The organism is Pantoea sp. JZ2 (assembly GCF_035191405.1).
GTDB classification, from domain to species: Bacteria; Pseudomonadota; Gammaproteobacteria; order Enterobacterales; family Enterobacteriaceae; genus Pantoea; species Pantoea stewartii.
The window spans coordinates 657,727-674,742 of sequence record NZ_CP045247.1 but is presented as its reverse complement, the minus strand read 5'-3'; the positions used below and the strand labels follow the sequence as shown (position 1 = coordinate 674,742).

The 17,016-nt window shown below is 52.3% G+C and carries 20 protein-coding genes; 2 read left to right on the top strand and 18 right to left on the bottom strand.

The annotated features are described in order from the left end of the window. Positions 1-145: 145 nt before the first annotated feature. From GC087_RS03315 to GC087_RS03235, 17 genes are all read right to left on the bottom strand, one after another. Positions 146-1,435 carry a phage tail protein gene (locus GC087_RS03315; RefSeq protein WP_324029600.1) on the bottom strand — a complete coding sequence of 430 codons (1,290 nt, stop codon included), beginning with the start codon at positions 1,433-1,435 and terminating at the stop codon, positions 146-148. Further along, positions 1,432-2,040, bottom strand: coding sequence for a phage tail protein I (locus tag GC087_RS03310; protein ID WP_033739917.1), 609 nt, complete (start codon positions 2,038-2,040; stop codon positions 1,432-1,434). Before GC087_RS03310 ends, GC087_RS03315 begins: the two co-directional genes overlap by 4 nt. Further along, entirely contained in the window at positions 2,033-2,941 is a 909-nt protein-coding gene (locus tag GC087_RS03305) for a baseplate assembly protein (protein ID WP_205958853.1), read from the bottom strand. Before GC087_RS03305 ends, GC087_RS03310 begins: the two co-directional genes overlap by 8 nt. A gap of 3 nt (positions 2,942-2,944) precedes the next feature. Continuing rightward, a complete protein-coding gene (locus GC087_RS03300) occupies positions 2,945-3,295 on the bottom strand; it encodes a GPW/gp25 family protein (RefSeq protein WP_172913629.1) in 351 nt (116 codons plus the stop codon). After that, positions 3,292-3,876: a phage baseplate assembly protein V gene (locus GC087_RS03295; RefSeq protein ID WP_033739923.1), complete on the bottom strand. Its 585-nt coding sequence runs from the start codon at positions 3,874-3,876 to the stop codon at positions 3,292-3,294. The genes GC087_RS03300 and GC087_RS03295 overlap by 4 nt, the downstream gene beginning before the upstream one ends. Before the next feature lie 91 nt (positions 3,877-3,967). Then, the gene (locus GC087_RS03290) at positions 3,968-4,438 is read right to left on the bottom strand and encodes a phage tail protein (RefSeq protein WP_080752832.1); all 471 of its coding nucleotides are present in this window, start codon (positions 4,436-4,438) and stop codon (positions 3,968-3,970) included. Continuing rightward, the gene (gene lysC / locus GC087_RS03285) at positions 4,368-4,643 is read right to left on the bottom strand and encodes an Rz1-like lysis system protein LysC (protein ID WP_226374589.1); all 276 of its coding nucleotides are present in this window, start codon (positions 4,641-4,643) and stop codon (positions 4,368-4,370) included. The genes GC087_RS03290 and lysC overlap by 71 nt, the downstream gene beginning before the upstream one ends. Beyond that, the gene (gene lysB / locus GC087_RS03280) at positions 4,525-4,959 is read right to left on the bottom strand and encodes an Rz-like lysis system protein LysB (RefSeq protein ID WP_033739927.1); all 435 of its coding nucleotides are present in this window, start codon (positions 4,957-4,959) and stop codon (positions 4,525-4,527) included. Before lysB ends, lysC begins: the two co-directional genes overlap by 119 nt. After that, on the bottom strand, positions 4,956-5,465 hold the full coding sequence (locus tag GC087_RS03275; protein ID WP_324029598.1) for a lysozyme: 510 nt from the start codon (positions 5,463-5,465) through the stop codon (positions 4,956-4,958). The genes lysB and GC087_RS03275 overlap by 4 nt, the downstream gene beginning before the upstream one ends. Continuing rightward, a complete protein-coding gene (locus tag GC087_RS03270; protein ID WP_033739930.1) occupies positions 5,449-5,673 on the bottom strand; it encodes an HP1 family phage holin in 225 nt (74 codons plus the stop codon). The genes GC087_RS03275 and GC087_RS03270 overlap by 17 nt, the downstream gene beginning before the upstream one ends. Positions 5,674-5,678: 5 nt before the next feature. Continuing rightward, positions 5,679-5,882: a tail protein X gene (locus GC087_RS03265; RefSeq protein WP_033739932.1), complete on the bottom strand. Its 204-nt coding sequence runs from the start codon at positions 5,880-5,882 to the stop codon at positions 5,679-5,681. Between the two features lie 656 nt (positions 5,883-6,538). Further along, a complete protein-coding gene (locus GC087_RS03260) occupies positions 6,539-6,706 on the bottom strand; it encodes a hypothetical protein (protein WP_226374750.1) in 168 nt (55 codons plus the stop codon). A gap of 858 nt (positions 6,707-7,564) precedes the next feature. After that, entirely contained in the window at positions 7,565-7,975 is a 411-nt protein-coding gene (locus GC087_RS03255; protein WP_033739934.1) for a hypothetical protein, read from the bottom strand. Between the two features lie 338 nt (positions 7,976-8,313). Then, positions 8,314-10,395 (bottom strand): replication endonuclease, encoded by a 2,082-nt coding sequence (locus tag GC087_RS03250; RefSeq protein WP_324029596.1) that lies wholly within the window; start codon positions 10,393-10,395, stop codon positions 8,314-8,316. Further along, the gene (locus GC087_RS03245) at positions 10,392-10,619 is read right to left on the bottom strand and encodes a TraR/DksA C4-type zinc finger protein (protein ID WP_006118222.1); all 228 of its coding nucleotides are present in this window, start codon (positions 10,617-10,619) and stop codon (positions 10,392-10,394) included. Before GC087_RS03245 ends, GC087_RS03250 begins: the two co-directional genes overlap by 4 nt. Next, the gene (locus GC087_RS03240; RefSeq protein ID WP_282498225.1) at positions 10,619-10,837 is read right to left on the bottom strand and encodes a DUF2732 family protein; all 219 of its coding nucleotides are present in this window, start codon (positions 10,835-10,837) and stop codon (positions 10,619-10,621) included. The genes GC087_RS03245 and GC087_RS03240 overlap by 1 nt, the downstream gene beginning before the upstream one ends. Positions 10,838-10,903: 66 nt before the next feature. Continuing rightward, a complete protein-coding gene (locus GC087_RS03235) occupies positions 10,904-11,272 on the bottom strand; it encodes a hypothetical protein (protein WP_033739936.1) in 369 nt (122 codons plus the stop codon). 426 nt (positions 11,273-11,698) lie between these two features. Between GC087_RS03235 and GC087_RS03230 the strand changes: the two genes are divergently transcribed. Further along, positions 11,699-12,283: a phage repressor protein CI gene (locus GC087_RS03230; RefSeq protein WP_324029595.1), complete on the top strand. Its 585-nt coding sequence runs from the start codon at positions 11,699-11,701 to the stop codon at positions 12,281-12,283. Positions 12,284-12,383: 100 nt separating this feature from the next. Here the strand turns inward: GC087_RS03230 and GC087_RS03225 are convergent, their stop codons facing one another. Then, positions 12,384-13,928 (bottom strand): methyl-accepting chemotaxis protein, encoded by a 1,545-nt coding sequence (locus tag GC087_RS03225; protein WP_324029593.1) that lies wholly within the window; start codon positions 13,926-13,928, stop codon positions 12,384-12,386. 910 nt (positions 13,929-14,838) lie between these two features. Here GC087_RS03225 and GC087_RS03220 point away from each other — a divergent pair. Then, on the top strand, positions 14,839-16,767 hold the full coding sequence (locus GC087_RS03220; RefSeq protein ID WP_058702159.1) for a methyl-accepting chemotaxis protein: 1,929 nt from the start codon (positions 14,839-14,841) through the stop codon (positions 16,765-16,767). Positions 16,768-17,016 lie beyond the last annotated feature (249 nt).

Sequence of the window (17,016 nt, the reverse complement as noted above, 5' to 3'; positions counted from 1 at the left end):
ATGCTGAAGTATATTTTTAAAAATAACCCTCAAAAAAAATATAAATTAAAAATTAACCATGGAAAGATTGAATATTTTTAATTATTTCTGGCCGGATTATTTCTTCAGGGTTATTAAATTTTGGTGAGAAAAAATTTTTTCCCAGTTACCATTCGACTATGACTAAACCTGGCTGCCCCACAGCCCCTTTACCATTTATTCCTGTTGAACCACCTGCACCGCCAGCACCATAACCATCACCAACGTAACCATTTTGGCCTCCAGCACTACCTGCGGAAGATGAGCGAACGGAGCCACCGCCTCCACCGAATGGACATGATGCGCCTGCGCCGCCGCAACCTGTTCCAATCGTCGAGCCCGTTGTTCCTGCTCCATCATTTCCAGTGCTTCCGCGAGGATAACCTCCTCCGCCAGCTCCGCCATACTGCGCTGAACCACCACCACCAGGGTCTCCACCCTGACCGGCGATGAGGGTCAAATAATTGCCAAAAACAGTATTGCCACCAACTCCTCCAGCTTTGCCATCGGAGTTTACTGACGTGGTTCCACCGGCACCACCAGCCCCGATGACTACATCGATCATTTCTCCCGGCTTAACTGTTATGGCGCGCTTAATAACTGACTGTCCAGCGCCACCGCCACCGCCGCCACCGCCAAATTCACTGGTGTTTGTACGGCAACCGCCACCGCCCCCGCCGCCTCCAGCAGCACATCCGGATAAGTAGACAGTGCTTACGCCATCCGGGACCTGGAACTTGCCGTTACTCGTGAATTGTTTAACGCCTCGGGAGCGCGAAATTTCATTTTGAACCGCTTCTACAAAACCGAGGTTTTTGAGAACCTCCGCCACCAGCCCCGCATCTTTAATCTCTGCCAGCGCTTTAGCCGTTTGCAGATACTGGCTATGAGGGTTTGCCGCATCGACATGCTTCTTCATCACGTCGTCGGTATAGGCTTTCACTTCGATGACTTTGTCATCCACATACTGCCGCGTGGCCAGCACCACCGAAGGATCAATCTTTAATGTGACGGCACTGGTGCTGTTCACGATCAGAATCATGCGCACGGTCTGGGTACGGCCGCTGCCTTCCTGAAGTTGTGGCTTATAAGTTTCAGCGCAGTTTGCCACCGCAACCATAACGCCATCGGCGTCATACAGGCCAATTTCGCGGATCCAGAAGCCACCTTCGCCTTCAGGGATAATCTGCTCAGCAATAATCTGACTAGCGTTCGCCGCATCCACCTTCAGTGAATTCAGCGCGGCGCGTCGCTTTTCGCCGACCAGTTTGGTCTGTGCAGGATCGGGCGTGGGCAAAGTGCCGCCGCCATCCCCCACCGCCATTTGGGTGATTTGCAGTTGGGTACCCAGGGCCGCGGCATTGGCCAGCTTTGCCGCGCCCTGATTGGTCAGTAGGGCAAAATATTTCGTTGTCATGCTCTCACTTCCGTCAGGTCAATAAGATGGACCGCTGCGCCGGTGTAACCGGAACCGCCTGCGGTGATAACTTCAGGTGTATAGGGATAAACGGTAAGCTCATCGCCACTGTAACTGGCGGCCGCAACAGGAACGGTGCCGGTGCTGTCCAGATTGATGGATAACCCCGTCAGATGACGGCTGACCGGTTTGGCATCGGCAATTAATCGCTCCAGCTCGTTGTACATAGCCTCAGTGATACCGGTTTCCAGCACGCCCACGTCCAGGCGGAACGTGCCCGGCGCTTCGTTGGTGTTCCACCATTCCTTGATGCGAATTAGATAGCCAAGCGGCTCCACCACACGGCGCAGCGATCCAATCGTTCCCTTGTGCTTATGGATGTATTCCGATGCGGCAACCACGCTGCGCTTGGTGCTTTCGCTCCAGCCTGAATCCCAACGGTCAACCGACCAGGCCCAGGCCAGATAAGGCAGCAGCTCGACCGGGCAGGTCTGAGCATTCCACAACATGCGCATCGGCGCAGGGATGGCCTCCAGCGTTGCGCAGGCTTCCGCCGCCGCCACTTCCAGTGCCGAAGATCCGGTGGGCAGCAGGCGTTTACTCATCAGAACCTCCTACCGTGATCTGATAACCGGTGCAGAACGCCGCCTGGGTTTTATCCAGCACCACATCCGCAGTCGGCTGCGCCAGTTCGACACGCTGTACGCCTTCGACGTGCAGGGCGGCGTAAAGCGCAGACTTACGGATATCGCGGCCCAAACGTGCCTGGGTGTTCACGAACGCCTGCAGTTTTGCTTCTGAGGCAGCGCGAATAGGTTCGGCTTCGGGGCCGGGATAGAGGTACAGCGTGGCCTCGACGCGATAATCCACAATCTGAGCCGACTGAACAGTGACGCGGTCGGCGACCGGTCGTACATCTTCATCGTTCAGGGCGGCATCCACGATTGCCAGCAGATCGTTATCCGCCACGCCGTTGCCCTCGCGTGACAGCACGGTAATGGTGACGCTGGCAGGAGACGGACTGATGGCGGAAGCATCGGCGACGCGTCCGTCGGCACTGCGCGCATGAAACTCATAGGCACCCGATGGCCCTGCCACACTCAGCCCCTCAAAGGCGGCAGCAATGCGGGCGCGAAAATCTTCGTCGCGCTCCATTACGGCTTCAACAGGCGGCGTGGCGGTGGGATCTGCAGGGATCAGTACCAGCCGCGTCACGCCGTTATTTGCGCCCAGTTGATCCAGATCGCTGCCGTTGGCCCAGGCAACCATCACCGCCTTTGCCGCCTCGTTAACGCGCTGGCGCAGGATAACTTCCCGGTACGCGTTCTCCTGCAGGAGCTTCACCAGCGGATCCGACTCCAGCGCCAGTACGCGGGCAACCGACGCCTGCTGGTCAGCAGGATAGAGCGAAATCAATGTCGCCTTGCGTTCCGCAAGCAGCGTTTCATAGTCCAGCGTTTCCACCACATTTGGCGCAGGCAGCTGGCTCAGGTCGATAGTAGGCATGGTTCAACTCACAGGGACGGTTAACGAAAAATCCTGCGCGGTATCCGCACGGTTGCCGGTGATTTCCACCACCATCCCGCCGTCAAACGCAGACTCAAAATTGATGCCGGTCAGGCTGATGCGCGGCTCCCACTGCAGCAGCGCCATATAACAGGCCGACATGATTTGCAGACGCAGCGTGTCGTTTTGTGGCTGGTCAATCAGCGCCGACAGTAGCGAGCCATAATCACGGCGCATCACCCGCGACCCGAGTGGCGTGGTCAAAATGTCGCGCACGGATTGTCGGATGTGATCCAGCTCTTCCAGCGTCGTACCCGTTTCGCGGCTCATACCGCTGTAGCGTGCTGTTGTCATAATGGCGCTCCTGTTGTCCCACCGCTGTCGCCCGGATGTTGGTGCGTATGCAGCACTTTGCCATTGGAGGCGAAACTGCCGCCGCTGTGCGATACGTCGCCCTTCATGGTGCCGCCCTGTGTGACTTCCAGCGTGGCGGTTTTGAGTAACGTTGTGCACTCCACCTCGGGCGTATCCAGCAGGATTTTAACGGCCGCCTTGAGAGTGGCAGTCTGGATCCCCTCCGCTTTTAGCGCGCCGGTCTGGGGCTCATATTCAATAACCGCCCCATCGGGAAAGGAGCAGTGCAGCGCATCCGCAGAGGCCGATGGCGCCGGGCTGGCATCCGAAAACACACCGGGCAAAACAAAGCCGCTGTTCAGCTCGCCGCCCAGGCTCATGATCAACACCTGCTCGCCAACCGAAGGGGCATTCCAGGTACGCGTGCGTCCCGCCCGGGCTGTCAGCCAGTGCAGCCAGTCAGTGGTGTTATCACCGGTCTTTACACGGCAGGTGCCCGCCTCCAGATTGACGTCGGAGACAGTACCGATGCGGACCATGTTGCGCAGCAAGCGCTTGATTTCTAATATTTGCTCGTTCATGGCAGTAGTTTCACGTTGCAGGAGAAAAGCAGCAATCGAATGCCGTTTACTCAGAAATGACTAAACAGCGCCTCAGCAAAAGCGGCAGTGGCTATGCCTTCCATTCGCTGACCAGCTTGCCTTTGATATACAACTGCCAGGGCCGCGCATCGTTTTCTGGCAGCGCAGGTTCCGGCAGATGCGTGATGTGTAATCCACCTTCCTGCTGCTCAACCCAGACACGTTCGGTCAGCTGGAGCGTGACCGTCACGGTGTGCTTCCCCTCGCCCGTGGCATCGAGCGTGAAGGTAAAGCCGGTGCGGCGTTTTTCCTCCGACACCATGATGTCGGGCTGGTTTTCCCGCAGCCAGGCCAGCACGGGCACCATGATCAGATCAATATCGTCGGCATACTGAGTAATGACGACAGCCAGCTGAAAGTGGTATTCAAACGACAGCGAGCTGGCGAGGGTGGAGACCAGACTGCCGGACTGAATATCGATGGTCAGGTTGTCAGGATTTTGCTGTAGCAGCGGAACGCTGTTTATCAGCACCTGACGGAGTTGGGTTGCTTTCAACATCATGCTGCTCCTGGCACGCTTTAATCATCTCTACCTGCAACCCGCACGATGCGAGCGCAGCCTCTAACTGGCGGTTATCTGCCGCCAAATCACCCTGCGTTTGCAGGCGGTTCTCCGGGATGGGGCAACTGGTCACGCGTGGACAGCCAGTCCAGATAATCTCGGGCATTGCTGAAGGCGGGACGGCTGTGCAGCCGGATAACGTCAGCAGGCAAAGCAGTCGCACTCCAGGCACGTAAAGCGGGATTCGCATCGGTTTCTCTTCTGATTGTCGTTTCGCGGTTCAGCGCCTGAGCGCTGGCCTGGTTTTGCTGTAGCCGCAGTTCGGCCTCACGTTTTCGGCTGGCCTGACTGTCCCGGTTGAGTTGATCGATGGCCTTCTCCCGGTTGCTCAGGTCGGCGGCCAGCGCCGCGGCCTTGTGCTGTGCCTTGTCCAGCCGCGCCTCGATGACGCTGAGACGCCAGCCGCCGGCCCCCAGTGCCGCAAGTAACGTCACGATCGCAAACACCATCAGTCGCATCATCCTGCCCCCTTCAGGCACCAGGCCATTTCACGCTGGCGACGGTTATCCAGCCCGGCGTTATACGTCCCTTTGACATAGACCCAGCGTCTGAGCTGCAGGCAGGCATCGCGCCAGCGGCCACGGTTAATGAAGCCCGCCAGCGTGGAGTTACAGGCGGCATGTACGCCGACGTTAAAGCCAAAGGACACCACCGCGTCGTAGACCTCGGAGGGCATGTCACGTGTCATGCACTGATCAATGCCGCGCTCAACGCGCATGACGTCATAAACCAGGTTGACTGCCGCCTGGCGCTCGTTCACCACGCTGGCAGGCGTAACACCCTGCGTATGGCCAATGCCATTAGTCCAGACGCCGGCGCTGCACTGATAAGGTGACGTGCGGCACCCTTCGGCATCAGCAATCAGCCAGAGTCCGGCTTCGGAGGTTTTTAGCATCTTGATTTGCGGTAGCAGTGCGGCCATGGCCAGCACGGCGACGACGGCACATCGCTTAGCGGTCTGGCTCAAAATTCAGCCCCTTAACGTTGCGCTGCTGCAGCTCGTAGGTTTTGCGGCGGTAATACCAGTTGATAAAAAAGGTTGCGACATTGATGCACATCGTTAACACAGCAACGCCAGAGCCCACCATAAAAGCGATATCCTGTGGTGTGTGACGTCCAAACCACATCAGGACAATCCCGATGAGGTAATTAATCAGAGAACTGATTTTTTCCATTGGCACTAATCCCACAGATTGAGCGTCTCACCAGTAGCCGCCTGGGGCAGATCCGGTAAGACCACTTTGCATCCGTGCGGTAGGGTTGGGCCTTTTTCTGCCAGGCCAGGATTGGCGGCATAAACCTGTTCAACCGCCTGCTGCGTGCGTCCGTAATAACGCCAGCAAATCTCATCAACCGTTTCTTCCTGTCGTGCATAAATCAGCATTGATTGGCCCCTTATGAGCATAAAAACCATGGTTGGCTGGGCGAAATGTTGTCAGCGGTAGCCTGCATTACCGGCACCGCATCGCCAGGCCATATCTCCTGTCGCAAAAGCAGGTTTCATAAAGCTCAGGCCATGCGGTAAACAGGGGGCATGTGCTCAGCGCGGCCTGCGTTGCCAGCGCGCGACAGGAGTAGTGTCTGCTTCAGCAGCGCATTGCTCAACGCGGGAGCGCCCGCTCAACAGTGAGCGGGCAAAGGCAGTAAAAATGGGATGACTCCGGCTAAAAAAACGGCAGGAAGGAAGAAAAGCGCGCGTTTTAACGATGAGGTTCAACGACCGGAAGAGGCAATAGAACGGGAAAGGAAGGTGCGTGTTTTAGCCGTGATGATCCGCAGGCGGAAGAGTCAGCGAAACGGGAAAGAAAAGTGCGTGTTTTAACGATGAGCGTCTGCGGCCGGACGAAGCAGTGAAACGGGAAAGGAACGTGACAACTGCCTGGCGTTTTTTGTGGCCTGACACGACAGTAAGGAACGCTAAAGACCGATCGAAGTGAAGGTCTGTTTGCCCGGACCGCTGCCCGCGCCTGAGCCCACATCATCCTTTGGGTGGGCTCAGGCGACAGACAACCCGCTGACGTTACAGTGAGAACGCCGGCATCATGGTTTTTTTAAAGGCGTAGCCGAAAAGACAACGGAAAATCGGTTATCGGAAAGGGTGTAGTTAGCTGCGAGTTCAGCAATCAAATTTAACGCAATTTCCCTGTCTCGTTCGCCGCAGGCCCCTTCACTGGTGAGCCTGGCGATAAGCTCAACGCGCTCAAGCATAACTCGCTCATGTAATTCATTTCCCACAATTCCCTCCCCCAAAATAAACACTGTACATACATACAGTATCATAGCATTGATTAACTGTGGAAGCGTTTTAAGATAGTTGGTAAAAAATTATATCATGTTGATAGGCATAAACTTTTATTAACCTTCCCTTAAGACAAACCTTCAGCACTGACCTGCAGAAGCGTAAGAAAAATCAATAGATTTTCCTCTAAATGATGCCAAAAACGTGGCGTGTGTTTCGTCCGGATTTGAAAGCATTTCATGTATGCTCTTCCACACAGAGCGCTACCAGCCATAAATGCAGACACACTTTTGAGCGGATGCGTCTAAAGGCAAGATTGCCATAAAGCCGTCCTTACAAAAGGAGATGGGTAAGCGATACCCCCTACAGCGCAACCATCCACCAGTGCACTTCTGCGAAGGGTGAAAGCGGGAGGGAAAACCTACTGAAAAGATGTTCAGCGTTCCCTTCGCTATCCTGGCATGCTCGATATCCAATACCTGACATAGCGTTGTTGCCAGTTACTTATTTGAATGAATGAGTTGAAATTATGATAAGTAGTATGGCTCAATTATTTAAAACCTTAATCTGCAGCAACATGATGGCTTTTAATTCCCCCTATAATCATCTATCAATACGTTTCATCCTCGGCAGCTAAAAACGAATAATTCTTTTAACGATACTGCCATGTAATTTAATTCCCCAGTCAAAAATTCCATCCGAACATTCTCCGCCTGCATTCTTTATGCATACTACAAAAATTTTATAATCTTGCATATTTAATCAAAAGACCGGCTCACCTTTCAGGCTTTATTAAGTCATCAGATGGAGGCGGCCTGATGGAAGAGCTACTGAATTTTATTTATTACAAGCGTAGCTTGCCCCGTGTTATTGTAACAACCATCGTCAGAAACCCAGGCAATTATTGTTGAGGTTACATCAACGTAAACGCGAACCGGTGTCGATGTAATGCTTTGCCCCCACCGATTAGTTGAATATCCTAAGCCCCCCTGAAGCAGAACAGTATCAATAGCGCAGCCACCGCCCAGATCATTACTGGAACAGCTCATATTGTTATTCGTGATTGAGACATCATAAGTCCCTTTTTGCATCTGGAACTGTGCCGGTTTACCAGCAGCAGCGGTTCCCGGAGGCGATGTGATGCAGTTTTGTAGTGCATTGATATTAATGCTTGTTGCTGCCTGACTTGACAGCGCTATAAAAGCAGTAAAAGCGACCAACGTTTTCTTTGCGTTCATAATTCTTACTCCTGAAAACAATGTAATTGAGAAAATCCAGTACCGGTTGAATACATTCCATTTGGATAAACATGACTTGAAAAGACGAAAAATTAACCAGCAGTACTCTTGAAGATACGGAAATTCATCCGTGTTCTGGTGTCACGATGCTGTCCCACTAAAAAAAACGTTAAGTCCCCAAATACATTTCGATAATTTAAAGAGATACCTTATTGCCCATCCAGTTTCATGTCACGTGGACTCAACAGCAATCGTATACCGTTTACTCAGCAATACCTAAACAGCACGTCACGCTAAGATAAATGTAAATTTTTATCTCTTGGCTCGGCTGCAAGGATTTAAAAGCAGTCAGTCCTTTTCGATATTCGTGAGAGTTCTACTTTATTTTCATACGGCAACAATGTCGGTCTGGCTTTTTCAAAGCCCGTTAAGTACTCGGACAGGAATAGCCTGTAAAACGAAGAGTATTCATCATTATCTAAACCTTTTTGCTGAAATTTTCGGCATTCGATAGTGTAAATCCCGCTGCCGTGGCAATTATTAAAAGGCATTGCTGGCATATGCGTACAGTTATTAACAGAACTCCAAGACCGCAACGCCGGCTGCGGTTTTTGGCCGCCCTCTTCTTCAGCGCGTTTAGGCACAACTTTCCATGTTTTCAGCCGGGTCAACACGGGCACGCCGGGCCCTGTCGCCGTGGCATAAACACCTTTAATCGACTGCGTTTCCTCGCCAAAGGCATTACAATTTTCATCGGGCTGATACCAGACACGCACGGTAAGTGCGTCACGTTTAACGAAGGGGCCGCCCTGCGCATCGGTGTACGCAGCCCATTGACCGGCATCAGCCGCAGCATGTACGGCAGCAAACGCCTCGCCCGCACCATGAGCGCTTTGCAGATCAGCCAGGCGGCGCAGTTCGCGATAAACCGTGACGGGAGCACCGCCGATAAACTGAAACTGGCGGATGCGCCAGCGGGCCGCCCAGGCCGAGACGGCCATCGCCGTTTCCTTCAGCGGCTTTCCGCTTTCATGATCCCGCTCGCCTTCGAGCGCATAACCATCAATGTTTTTTGCTACGTATTTAGCGATATAGCCTGTCGCGCTGCCTTTTGCTGGGTCAATGGCTTCCGCATGAAAACGCGCTTTGCGTGCGCGGGCGCTGTTCAGCTCATCGCTGTCCTGCTGGCAGGCATAATCACGCAGGATCTCACTTACCCGACTGACGTCCTCAGGGCGCATAAACATCAACATATGCCAGTGCGGTGTACCATCGTGATGAGGCTCAGCAACGCGCAGACCAAAAATACTGATGTTATTTCGATGCAGTTTGGCACGGACTCGCTGCCAGAGCGTGCAAAGATAGCGCTGCGTGTCCGCCGGGCTGGCCCCGTTCCATTTCGCATTGCGGTGGCCCGTTTGCAAGGTGGCGTGATAGCGAGAGGGGGCGGTTAAAGTATAAAACTCCGCCCGGAAGCCCATATTTTGACAAAGGGTTTCAAAGCCACGAATGCGTGTCATGAGTTCCGCACGACGAATGGCTGGATTGGCCACACTGCCGTCATATTTTTCGATCAGGCTGATGCGGTTCCCCTCCTCATCTTCCAGATCCATACTCTGCAGGAAGTCACGAGTGCGTCGACGCTGTTCCCGCCATTCCGCGACCGCCATCGGGCTGGCATAAGGTGACCGCTTTTTGCTGACGTTGGCTAAGGCAATATGCAGATGTTCTCGCCAGAAGGCGCTGAGACGACGCAACTGTCCTTTCCACCATTTCTCTGCCTGCATACGCAGGATGGCGGCGGTAACATCGTCGGGACAGAAGAAGCGAGTACTGACCGTTTCCCAGAGCGGTGGTGTTTGTCCCAGTTCACGGGTGATGATAGCCGCGGTTGTGTAGAGGTGATGGACATAACGGTAATCCGCCCTCTCACTGATGCTGGCATGCAACTGCACCAGTTCTGCATGAATAAAGCTGGCAATATCGCCCGCGAGTAAATCAACATCAGCACGGGACATATCCGGCAGGCGGTTAAACCGCTTCATCAGTTCCCACAATGTGCCGGCCGCTCTGGCTGCACCTTGCGGGCACGACAGCGTTCGGGATAGCTGCGCCACGATGCCGGGACGCATGGCATGCAACTGGTAGCGCTGGTTGACTGACTCAACACGCGGTAATGTACGCTCAACAAAGGTTTTTGCTAAGTACGCATTAGCCCGGGCTGTGCCCTGTTGCTTTTCAAGTAACGCCATGCGACGCCGGACGTCCAGTTGCACCATCCTGGCCTGGGCATTAAGGGTTTTCTGCCCATGCAGCCACGCCGCAATCAGGCGATCGCGGTGTTGCTGCTGGTCATAAGTGGGATACGGGCTGGCAATCGCCAGCCGGGGGGCATTCCAGGGGTAAGCAAAAGTCATCATCGCGCCTGTCCGTGGTGAAGACGTGTGCGTAACTCGCAGACTTCCTGACAGGACAGGCAGCGGGTGACACCCTGAACGGCGCGACGGCGCGCCTCGGGAATCGGTGCATCACACTCTTCACAAAACGAAGCGCTGATTGCCACGGGCCGTTGCGTGACCTGGGCAATATTGTGCGCCAGGATTTCTTCGCTGCGCTGCTGCGCGACATCAATGGTATCGGCCATCAGCGCAGCGCTCCTGATTCGTTTTCATAACGTTCAGCTTCGTTGCGCAGCAGTTCCGCAGCCTCAATGCCGTTTAATGTCTGACGCGTAATATGCGCCGCCATAACATTCAGCCGTCTGGCGACCGCCAGTGCGCAGGCTTTTCTTTCGTTATCAAGCAGTTTGTTAAGGGTAAAGGTAGTGGCGTCATTCAGTGAATGGGTTTCGTTGTTCATCATTTCTCTCCAGATTTTGGGCAAAGTCATGCCCGACGGGTTTACGTCATTGCGTTACGATTAGGTGGTTTATTCAGGCAAAAAGCAGTCCGCCGTTGAGAACTGTCGCGGCAATATCTTTCCCCAGCGCGCCAGCTTGTTCATCGCCATGATGATGCGTTCACGACGTAACTGATCGAAACACTCGAAAGGTTTGCCAATATCTTCCTGCCTGAAACTGCCGGGCCAGTCACGATTGACCAGCGTTAAAACACAGAATTTGAAATCGTCATTTTGGTGATTGAAGTACCGCAGCGCAGGGTTACGGTTGCTGTCGCGCAGCAAACGCCAGCGCTGACGAAATTCATCAAAGGTCATCTTTTCGCTGCTGCCGTTGTCAAAACGCGCTTCAGCATGCGAAGCGGATAGCGGGCTTTTTATCTGGACGGTGCGACTCATTGTTTTCCTCTGATAAAGTTTGCATCGGGTTTGACTGACCAGTCGCCACCGTCACTGACATCATGGTGTCTGTACCTGATGACGGATTCGCGCCTGTCTCATCGCTGGCTTTTGTTAAGCATTAAGCGAAACGGTAATAAAACTGGCCTCAGTGTCAGCACGACAAGGCGTTAAACCACTTTCACTCACATCTTGCGTGCAATCGCGGCGCTTACCGACACAATCGCCCGTGTTGCCTTATCTCACCGGTGCTGACCGTTACACGCAGACAGGTGAGCGACGCGATAAGGTTCCGGCATGACGATTGTAAAAATGGGCCTCATCAGGCAAAATCTTTCGTTATCTGATAAAGCCGCCTGCTGCTGCATCAATCAAAGGCTAACTAAAACCGGAGGATACTTAGACTAAATCTAAGTGTCAATGAAAATGAGCGTTTATACTAATTTCAAATTTCCGAACTCGAGCGCTGAAGCTCTGGATCGCGTTGTCGATGCCTATGGCTTTACCATGAAAATGCAGCTTGCAGATCACCTTGGAATTGCCGCAAGCAGCCTGTCTGCACGCTATAAACGTGATGTTTTTCCGTCAGATATCGTTTTGCAGTGCGTTATGGAAACGGGGGCGGACTTGCAATGGTTGATTACGGGTAAAGGAAGTAAGTTCTCAGAAAGCAAACCTGACACACCGACACTGATTAGAAAAAAACTAATCAGCGGAAAAATCGAGGATGCGGGTTATGTGATGCTGGATAAAGCCTTATATGCGCCCCTGAAGCAGGAACCGCGCAACGCTTTTTTACTGTTGGCCGAAACCACGCAATACATCATCGATACTGACTTCGAAGATATGCATGGCGGCGTCTGGTTGGTCGAAATCGAAGGCACAGCCAGCGTCAGAACGCTGACGCGTATTCCGGTCAGGAAAGTCCACGTCAGCGGGATTGGCGTGGCCTTTGATTGTGGGATTGATGACATCAAACTGATTGGCCGGGTTGTTCTGACCATTCAGTGACAGGCCTGATTGCCTGGCGACGCGGGGATGTCCTGTCGTGAGGCTGGGGAAGCCAGACTCTGTGATATAAAAAAGGGGCGTTACCGCCCCTGCTAAGCGATCAAACCTGAAATGCTTCAACCATGCCGCGTAAGGCGTGCGCCTGCTCTGACAGGGAGTGCGAGGCGGATGAGGATTCTTCAACCAGCGCCGCGTTATTCTGGGTGACCCCATCCATCTGACTGACGGCAACGCTGACCTGCGAGATCCCCTGCATCTGCTCTGACGAAGCCATTGATATTTCATCCATCGCGCCCGCCAGTGCATTGACCATGCCCACGACCTTCAGAATACTTTCTCCGGTCCCGGCGGCGACATGAACGCCGCTATCCACCTGTTCCACCGCATGTTCGATCAGTTCTTTGATCTCTTTTGCGGCAGTGGCGCTACGCTGTGCCAGGATTCTGACCTCGCCAGCGACGACGGCAAAACCGCGCCCACCCTCGCCCGCCCGCGCTGCCTCAACCGCCGCATTTAACGCCAGGATATTGGTCTGAAACGCAATACTTTCAATCACGCCTGTGATGTCGCGTACTTTTGTCGCGCTCAGGGCGATGTCATTCATGGTATGAGACATGCGCTGGACTTCGGACTCGCCGCTGCGCGCCAGGGTTGCAGCCTCGCGGGCAACGGTAGCCGTATGTTGTGCACTGGCCGTATTGCTCTTCACCGTGGCGGTGAGCTGTTCCATACTGGCCGCCGTTTCCTGTAGGGCGGCAGCCTGCTGTTCAGTACGTGATGACAGCTCAGTATTGCCCTGAGCGATTTCATCGGATGCCGAGGCGACGGAGCCGGCGGTCTCTTTGATTTGGCTAACCAGACGCCGCAAACTGGACTGCATATTCGCCAGAGAAGCAAGCAGACTGGTTGAATCGTTGGCACGCAAGGTGACCGGTGCGGTTAAATTGCCGCCGGCAATCGCCGCAGATAATGCCTGCGCCTGAGCAGGTTCACCACCGAGCTGACGCATCAGCACGCGTATAATCATATACCCCGCTGCGACGGAAACGACCACCGACAGAGAGGCAAGAATCAACAGAATCAGCGTGGCCCGGCGCACATTTTGACTGGTGATTTCAACGGACTTTTCACTGTCTTCCATTTGCAGCCTGGTCATCTCTTTCAGCGACTCAAGTAATTGCCCTTGCAATGGCCGAACCGTTTTTATCAGATAAGACGTCGCGTCCTGCTGCTTGTTTTGTAAGCCAAGCTGGCCGGCATGTTCCAGCGCCGCCAGCACCGGGCCCTCGCTACTTACTATCTTATCAAAGGCCTCTCTGGCCTTTGGCGTTGAATCTCTGGCAACCATTGCAGCCAGACGCTCACGGTTCTCTATATAGCTCGCTTTTTGCGTGACAATACGTTGCCACTCTCGCTGCATTTGGTCGGGATCCGTAATCAGGGCAAGGTTACGCACAATGACGGCCATGTCACGTAACCCACCGTACATGTCCATCCCCACACGGTATTTCTTCATTTTGACATTTATGGCTTCATCCATGCCGTTACGGGCATTATTCATACCGGTATAGGCCACTGAGGTACAGATAATAAACAGCGTAATTAAAAGGCCAAAACTCATCGTCAGGCGCGTTGAAATTTTCATTATGGACTCCCTGCTTATGGTGAAAAACAGGTATCGGTTAAAAAAGTAAAATCCACAGTAAAAATTAATAAGCCCGCAATAAAAAAATAACAACCCATTGATAATTATGAATTTTTAATAAAAATAAAAATAATTTGACGAATATTAAATCTTAAACTAAACGAGAAGAATTTCATTTAGAAAAAGAGAATAAAACATTGTATTGGTTACTTTCTGGCGATAAGAAAAAAATATTCAATCTTGGTTAACAGGGAACACTCACCGTTTGCCGCTGCGGCGTCAGAGCGTGCACCACTTCTTCACTGTAAACAGTGCTTAAGCGCAGGAAAACACGCAGGCGATGACGCACGCAGCGACACAAAACGCGTCACAGGGATTGCAACACAACCCTCAGCTTCGAAAGCGTCTTGCGGGAGTAAGCGGAATGTATGTTTAACCGGTCCTGAGCACGTGGCGATACTCATCGTAAGTCATATGACTTTAATTATCTGACCAGAATATTACCCGGTAAAAGCCCCTGGAAGACTTTATTGTTGGCTAAAAAAATAAGGACCGCCATTATCGTCACCCCTCAGGATAACTTTAATTTTTTTTCATTCTTTGGGAGCGAGGCTGCTTTTTTATAACAAGCATCCCATATATACCTATTTATGATTAGATAAAAATTAAAAAAGAAAAATAATTTGGCTTAGCCACACTGAAAAGAAAATTTAGTGAATCTTTTACATGATAAACAGAAGAATGCACTCTATACTGTCTTTCACTGTGAAAAATGGGCCTCGCCCTGCCGTTAAATCAAACAGATCGTTGATAATAAGCGAAAAATTTCCATTCTATTACAGTAAAAACATAACATAATTATATTTTGATGATTTTATCAAAAGACACCACTCCACCTGGACCGCAAGTAATGAAAAACATTCTCGACAAACTCGGCCTGCCGACAAAATTTCTTATCCTCGGTATTTTTGCTCTGGTTTTATTTATATTACCTACCTATCTATTTATTCAGACGGGTAATGAAGCGATTAACGTAAAAACACAAGAGTTACAGGGCGTACCGATCGAAAAAGATATCCTGACATTACTTAACCTGATACAGCGCCATCGTGCGGAAAGTGCCATCGCTATTTCCCAAAATAAGCTGGATAACGCGCCACGCGTAGCGCTGGCTTCTCAGATCGATGCAATGTATGAAAAAATAGCCTCTGAATTGCGTCAATATGATGCCAGCGCACAACCCACTCAGCGTTTTTTAAATGTTCAGACCGCATGGTCACAGCTACAACAGGACGTGTTAACGGGGAAGTTAACGCTGTCGAGCAGCCTGACGCATCATGCCCAACTCATTCAAAACCTGCTGGACACGAATCAAGACATTCTTGATTTGTATAGTCTCTCTTTAGATGCCGACCTGAATACTTATCAACTTATCATGAGTATTTATGGCCGCCTGCCAGAGCTGACCGAAACGCTCGGGCGCATCCGGGCAAGTGGTACGTCCATCATTGCGGCGGGGGATAAAGCTGACGAATCCTATCGTGGCGCCATGGAATATCAACTTGAAGGCGGCCGAAATGCACTGGAGAAATTCAGTAATGTACTGAATAAAGCCTTTACCGTGGAGCCAGGACTGAAAACTGACTTTGCCGCGCAGGCGCAGGACGCCTATCAACGTTCGGCCAGCGTGCTTAAGATGGCGGAGAACGTCTTTATCACGAAAACCGTGCAGATTACGCCTCTGGACTACGTAAAAGCCTTTACCCAGGCGATTAACGCCTATAACGATCTTGGCACCAAACTCAGCCAGCAACTGGCAATCACGCTCAACGATCAAATCGATCAACGTCGTCATTCGCAATATATCCTGCTGGCCGCATTACTGGTGTTAGCACTCATAGCAGTCTTTGTGGCGTTTATGATTAGTCGTTCGGTCACGCGCCCTGTAAAAGAGGCGGTGGCAGTGGCCAGTAAAGTTGCAGCGGGTGATCTAACCACCGTAATAACGGTCTCGGGCAATAATGAGATCGCCGAACTGCTGAATGCCCTGGCGCAGATGCAGCTACGTCTTTCGCTGTTAGTGACCAGTATTAAAAATAACGCGTCAACCATTGCCAACTCGTCGGAAGAAATTGCGATGGGTAATAACGACCTCTCATCGCGTACGGAGGAACAGGCCGCCTCGCTGGCTGAAACCGCCGCCAGTATGGAGCAACTGTCGTCCATTATTAAACAGAATGCCGATAACACACGTTACGCCTCCGATATGGCCGTATCGGCGACTAATGCGGCCTTAATGAGTGGTGATGCGATGAACGCTGTCATGGCGACAATGCAGAAGATTCGTGGCAGCTCAAGCCAGATTGAGGAAATCACCACCGTCATTGACAGCATCGCCTTTCAGACCAATATACTGGCGCTTAACGCCGCCGTTGAAGCGGCTCGCGCCGGCGAACTGGGTAAAGGATTTGCCGTAGTAGCGGCCGAAGTGCGCGCACTGGCGCAGCGCTCAGCCGGTGCCGCGAAAGAGATTAAAGGTCTCATAGAGCAATCTGTCGTTCAGTCGAATGAAGGCTTAACGCTGGCGCAGGATGCGGGCAGCAAAGTTAAGCAGAGCGTAGAGGCCATAGAGCAAACCTCTCAGCTGATTCGCGATATCTCATCATCGTCTGAAGAGCAGAGCAGCGGCGTAAGCCAGATTAATATTGCCGTTAACCAGATGGATCAGGTGACACAGCAAAATGCAGTACTGGTTGAGCAGTCGGCGTCATCCGCAGATGAACTGGCAAAACGGGCCAGTGATTTGCGCGACATGGTTTCTGTGTTTCGTACAGCCTGACCGCCTGCTCAGTTAACCGGCGATGCAGCAGCATGACCGCCAGAGCCCGGCACTGCCCGGGCTCTTTCTTTGGCAAAGATGAAAAATACGTCAATGTGCAATTGAATGATTGCTCAAAGAAACTTATTCTGTTGCCCGCAAAAAAAAGCCAGTAAAGGTTTTCGGTGCCATTGCAGTGCCGCCTGCACATCCGTGCAGTCTCATTTTGATGCTGAGCAAACCCCCACTGGAAAAACCTGTGCTAATCTT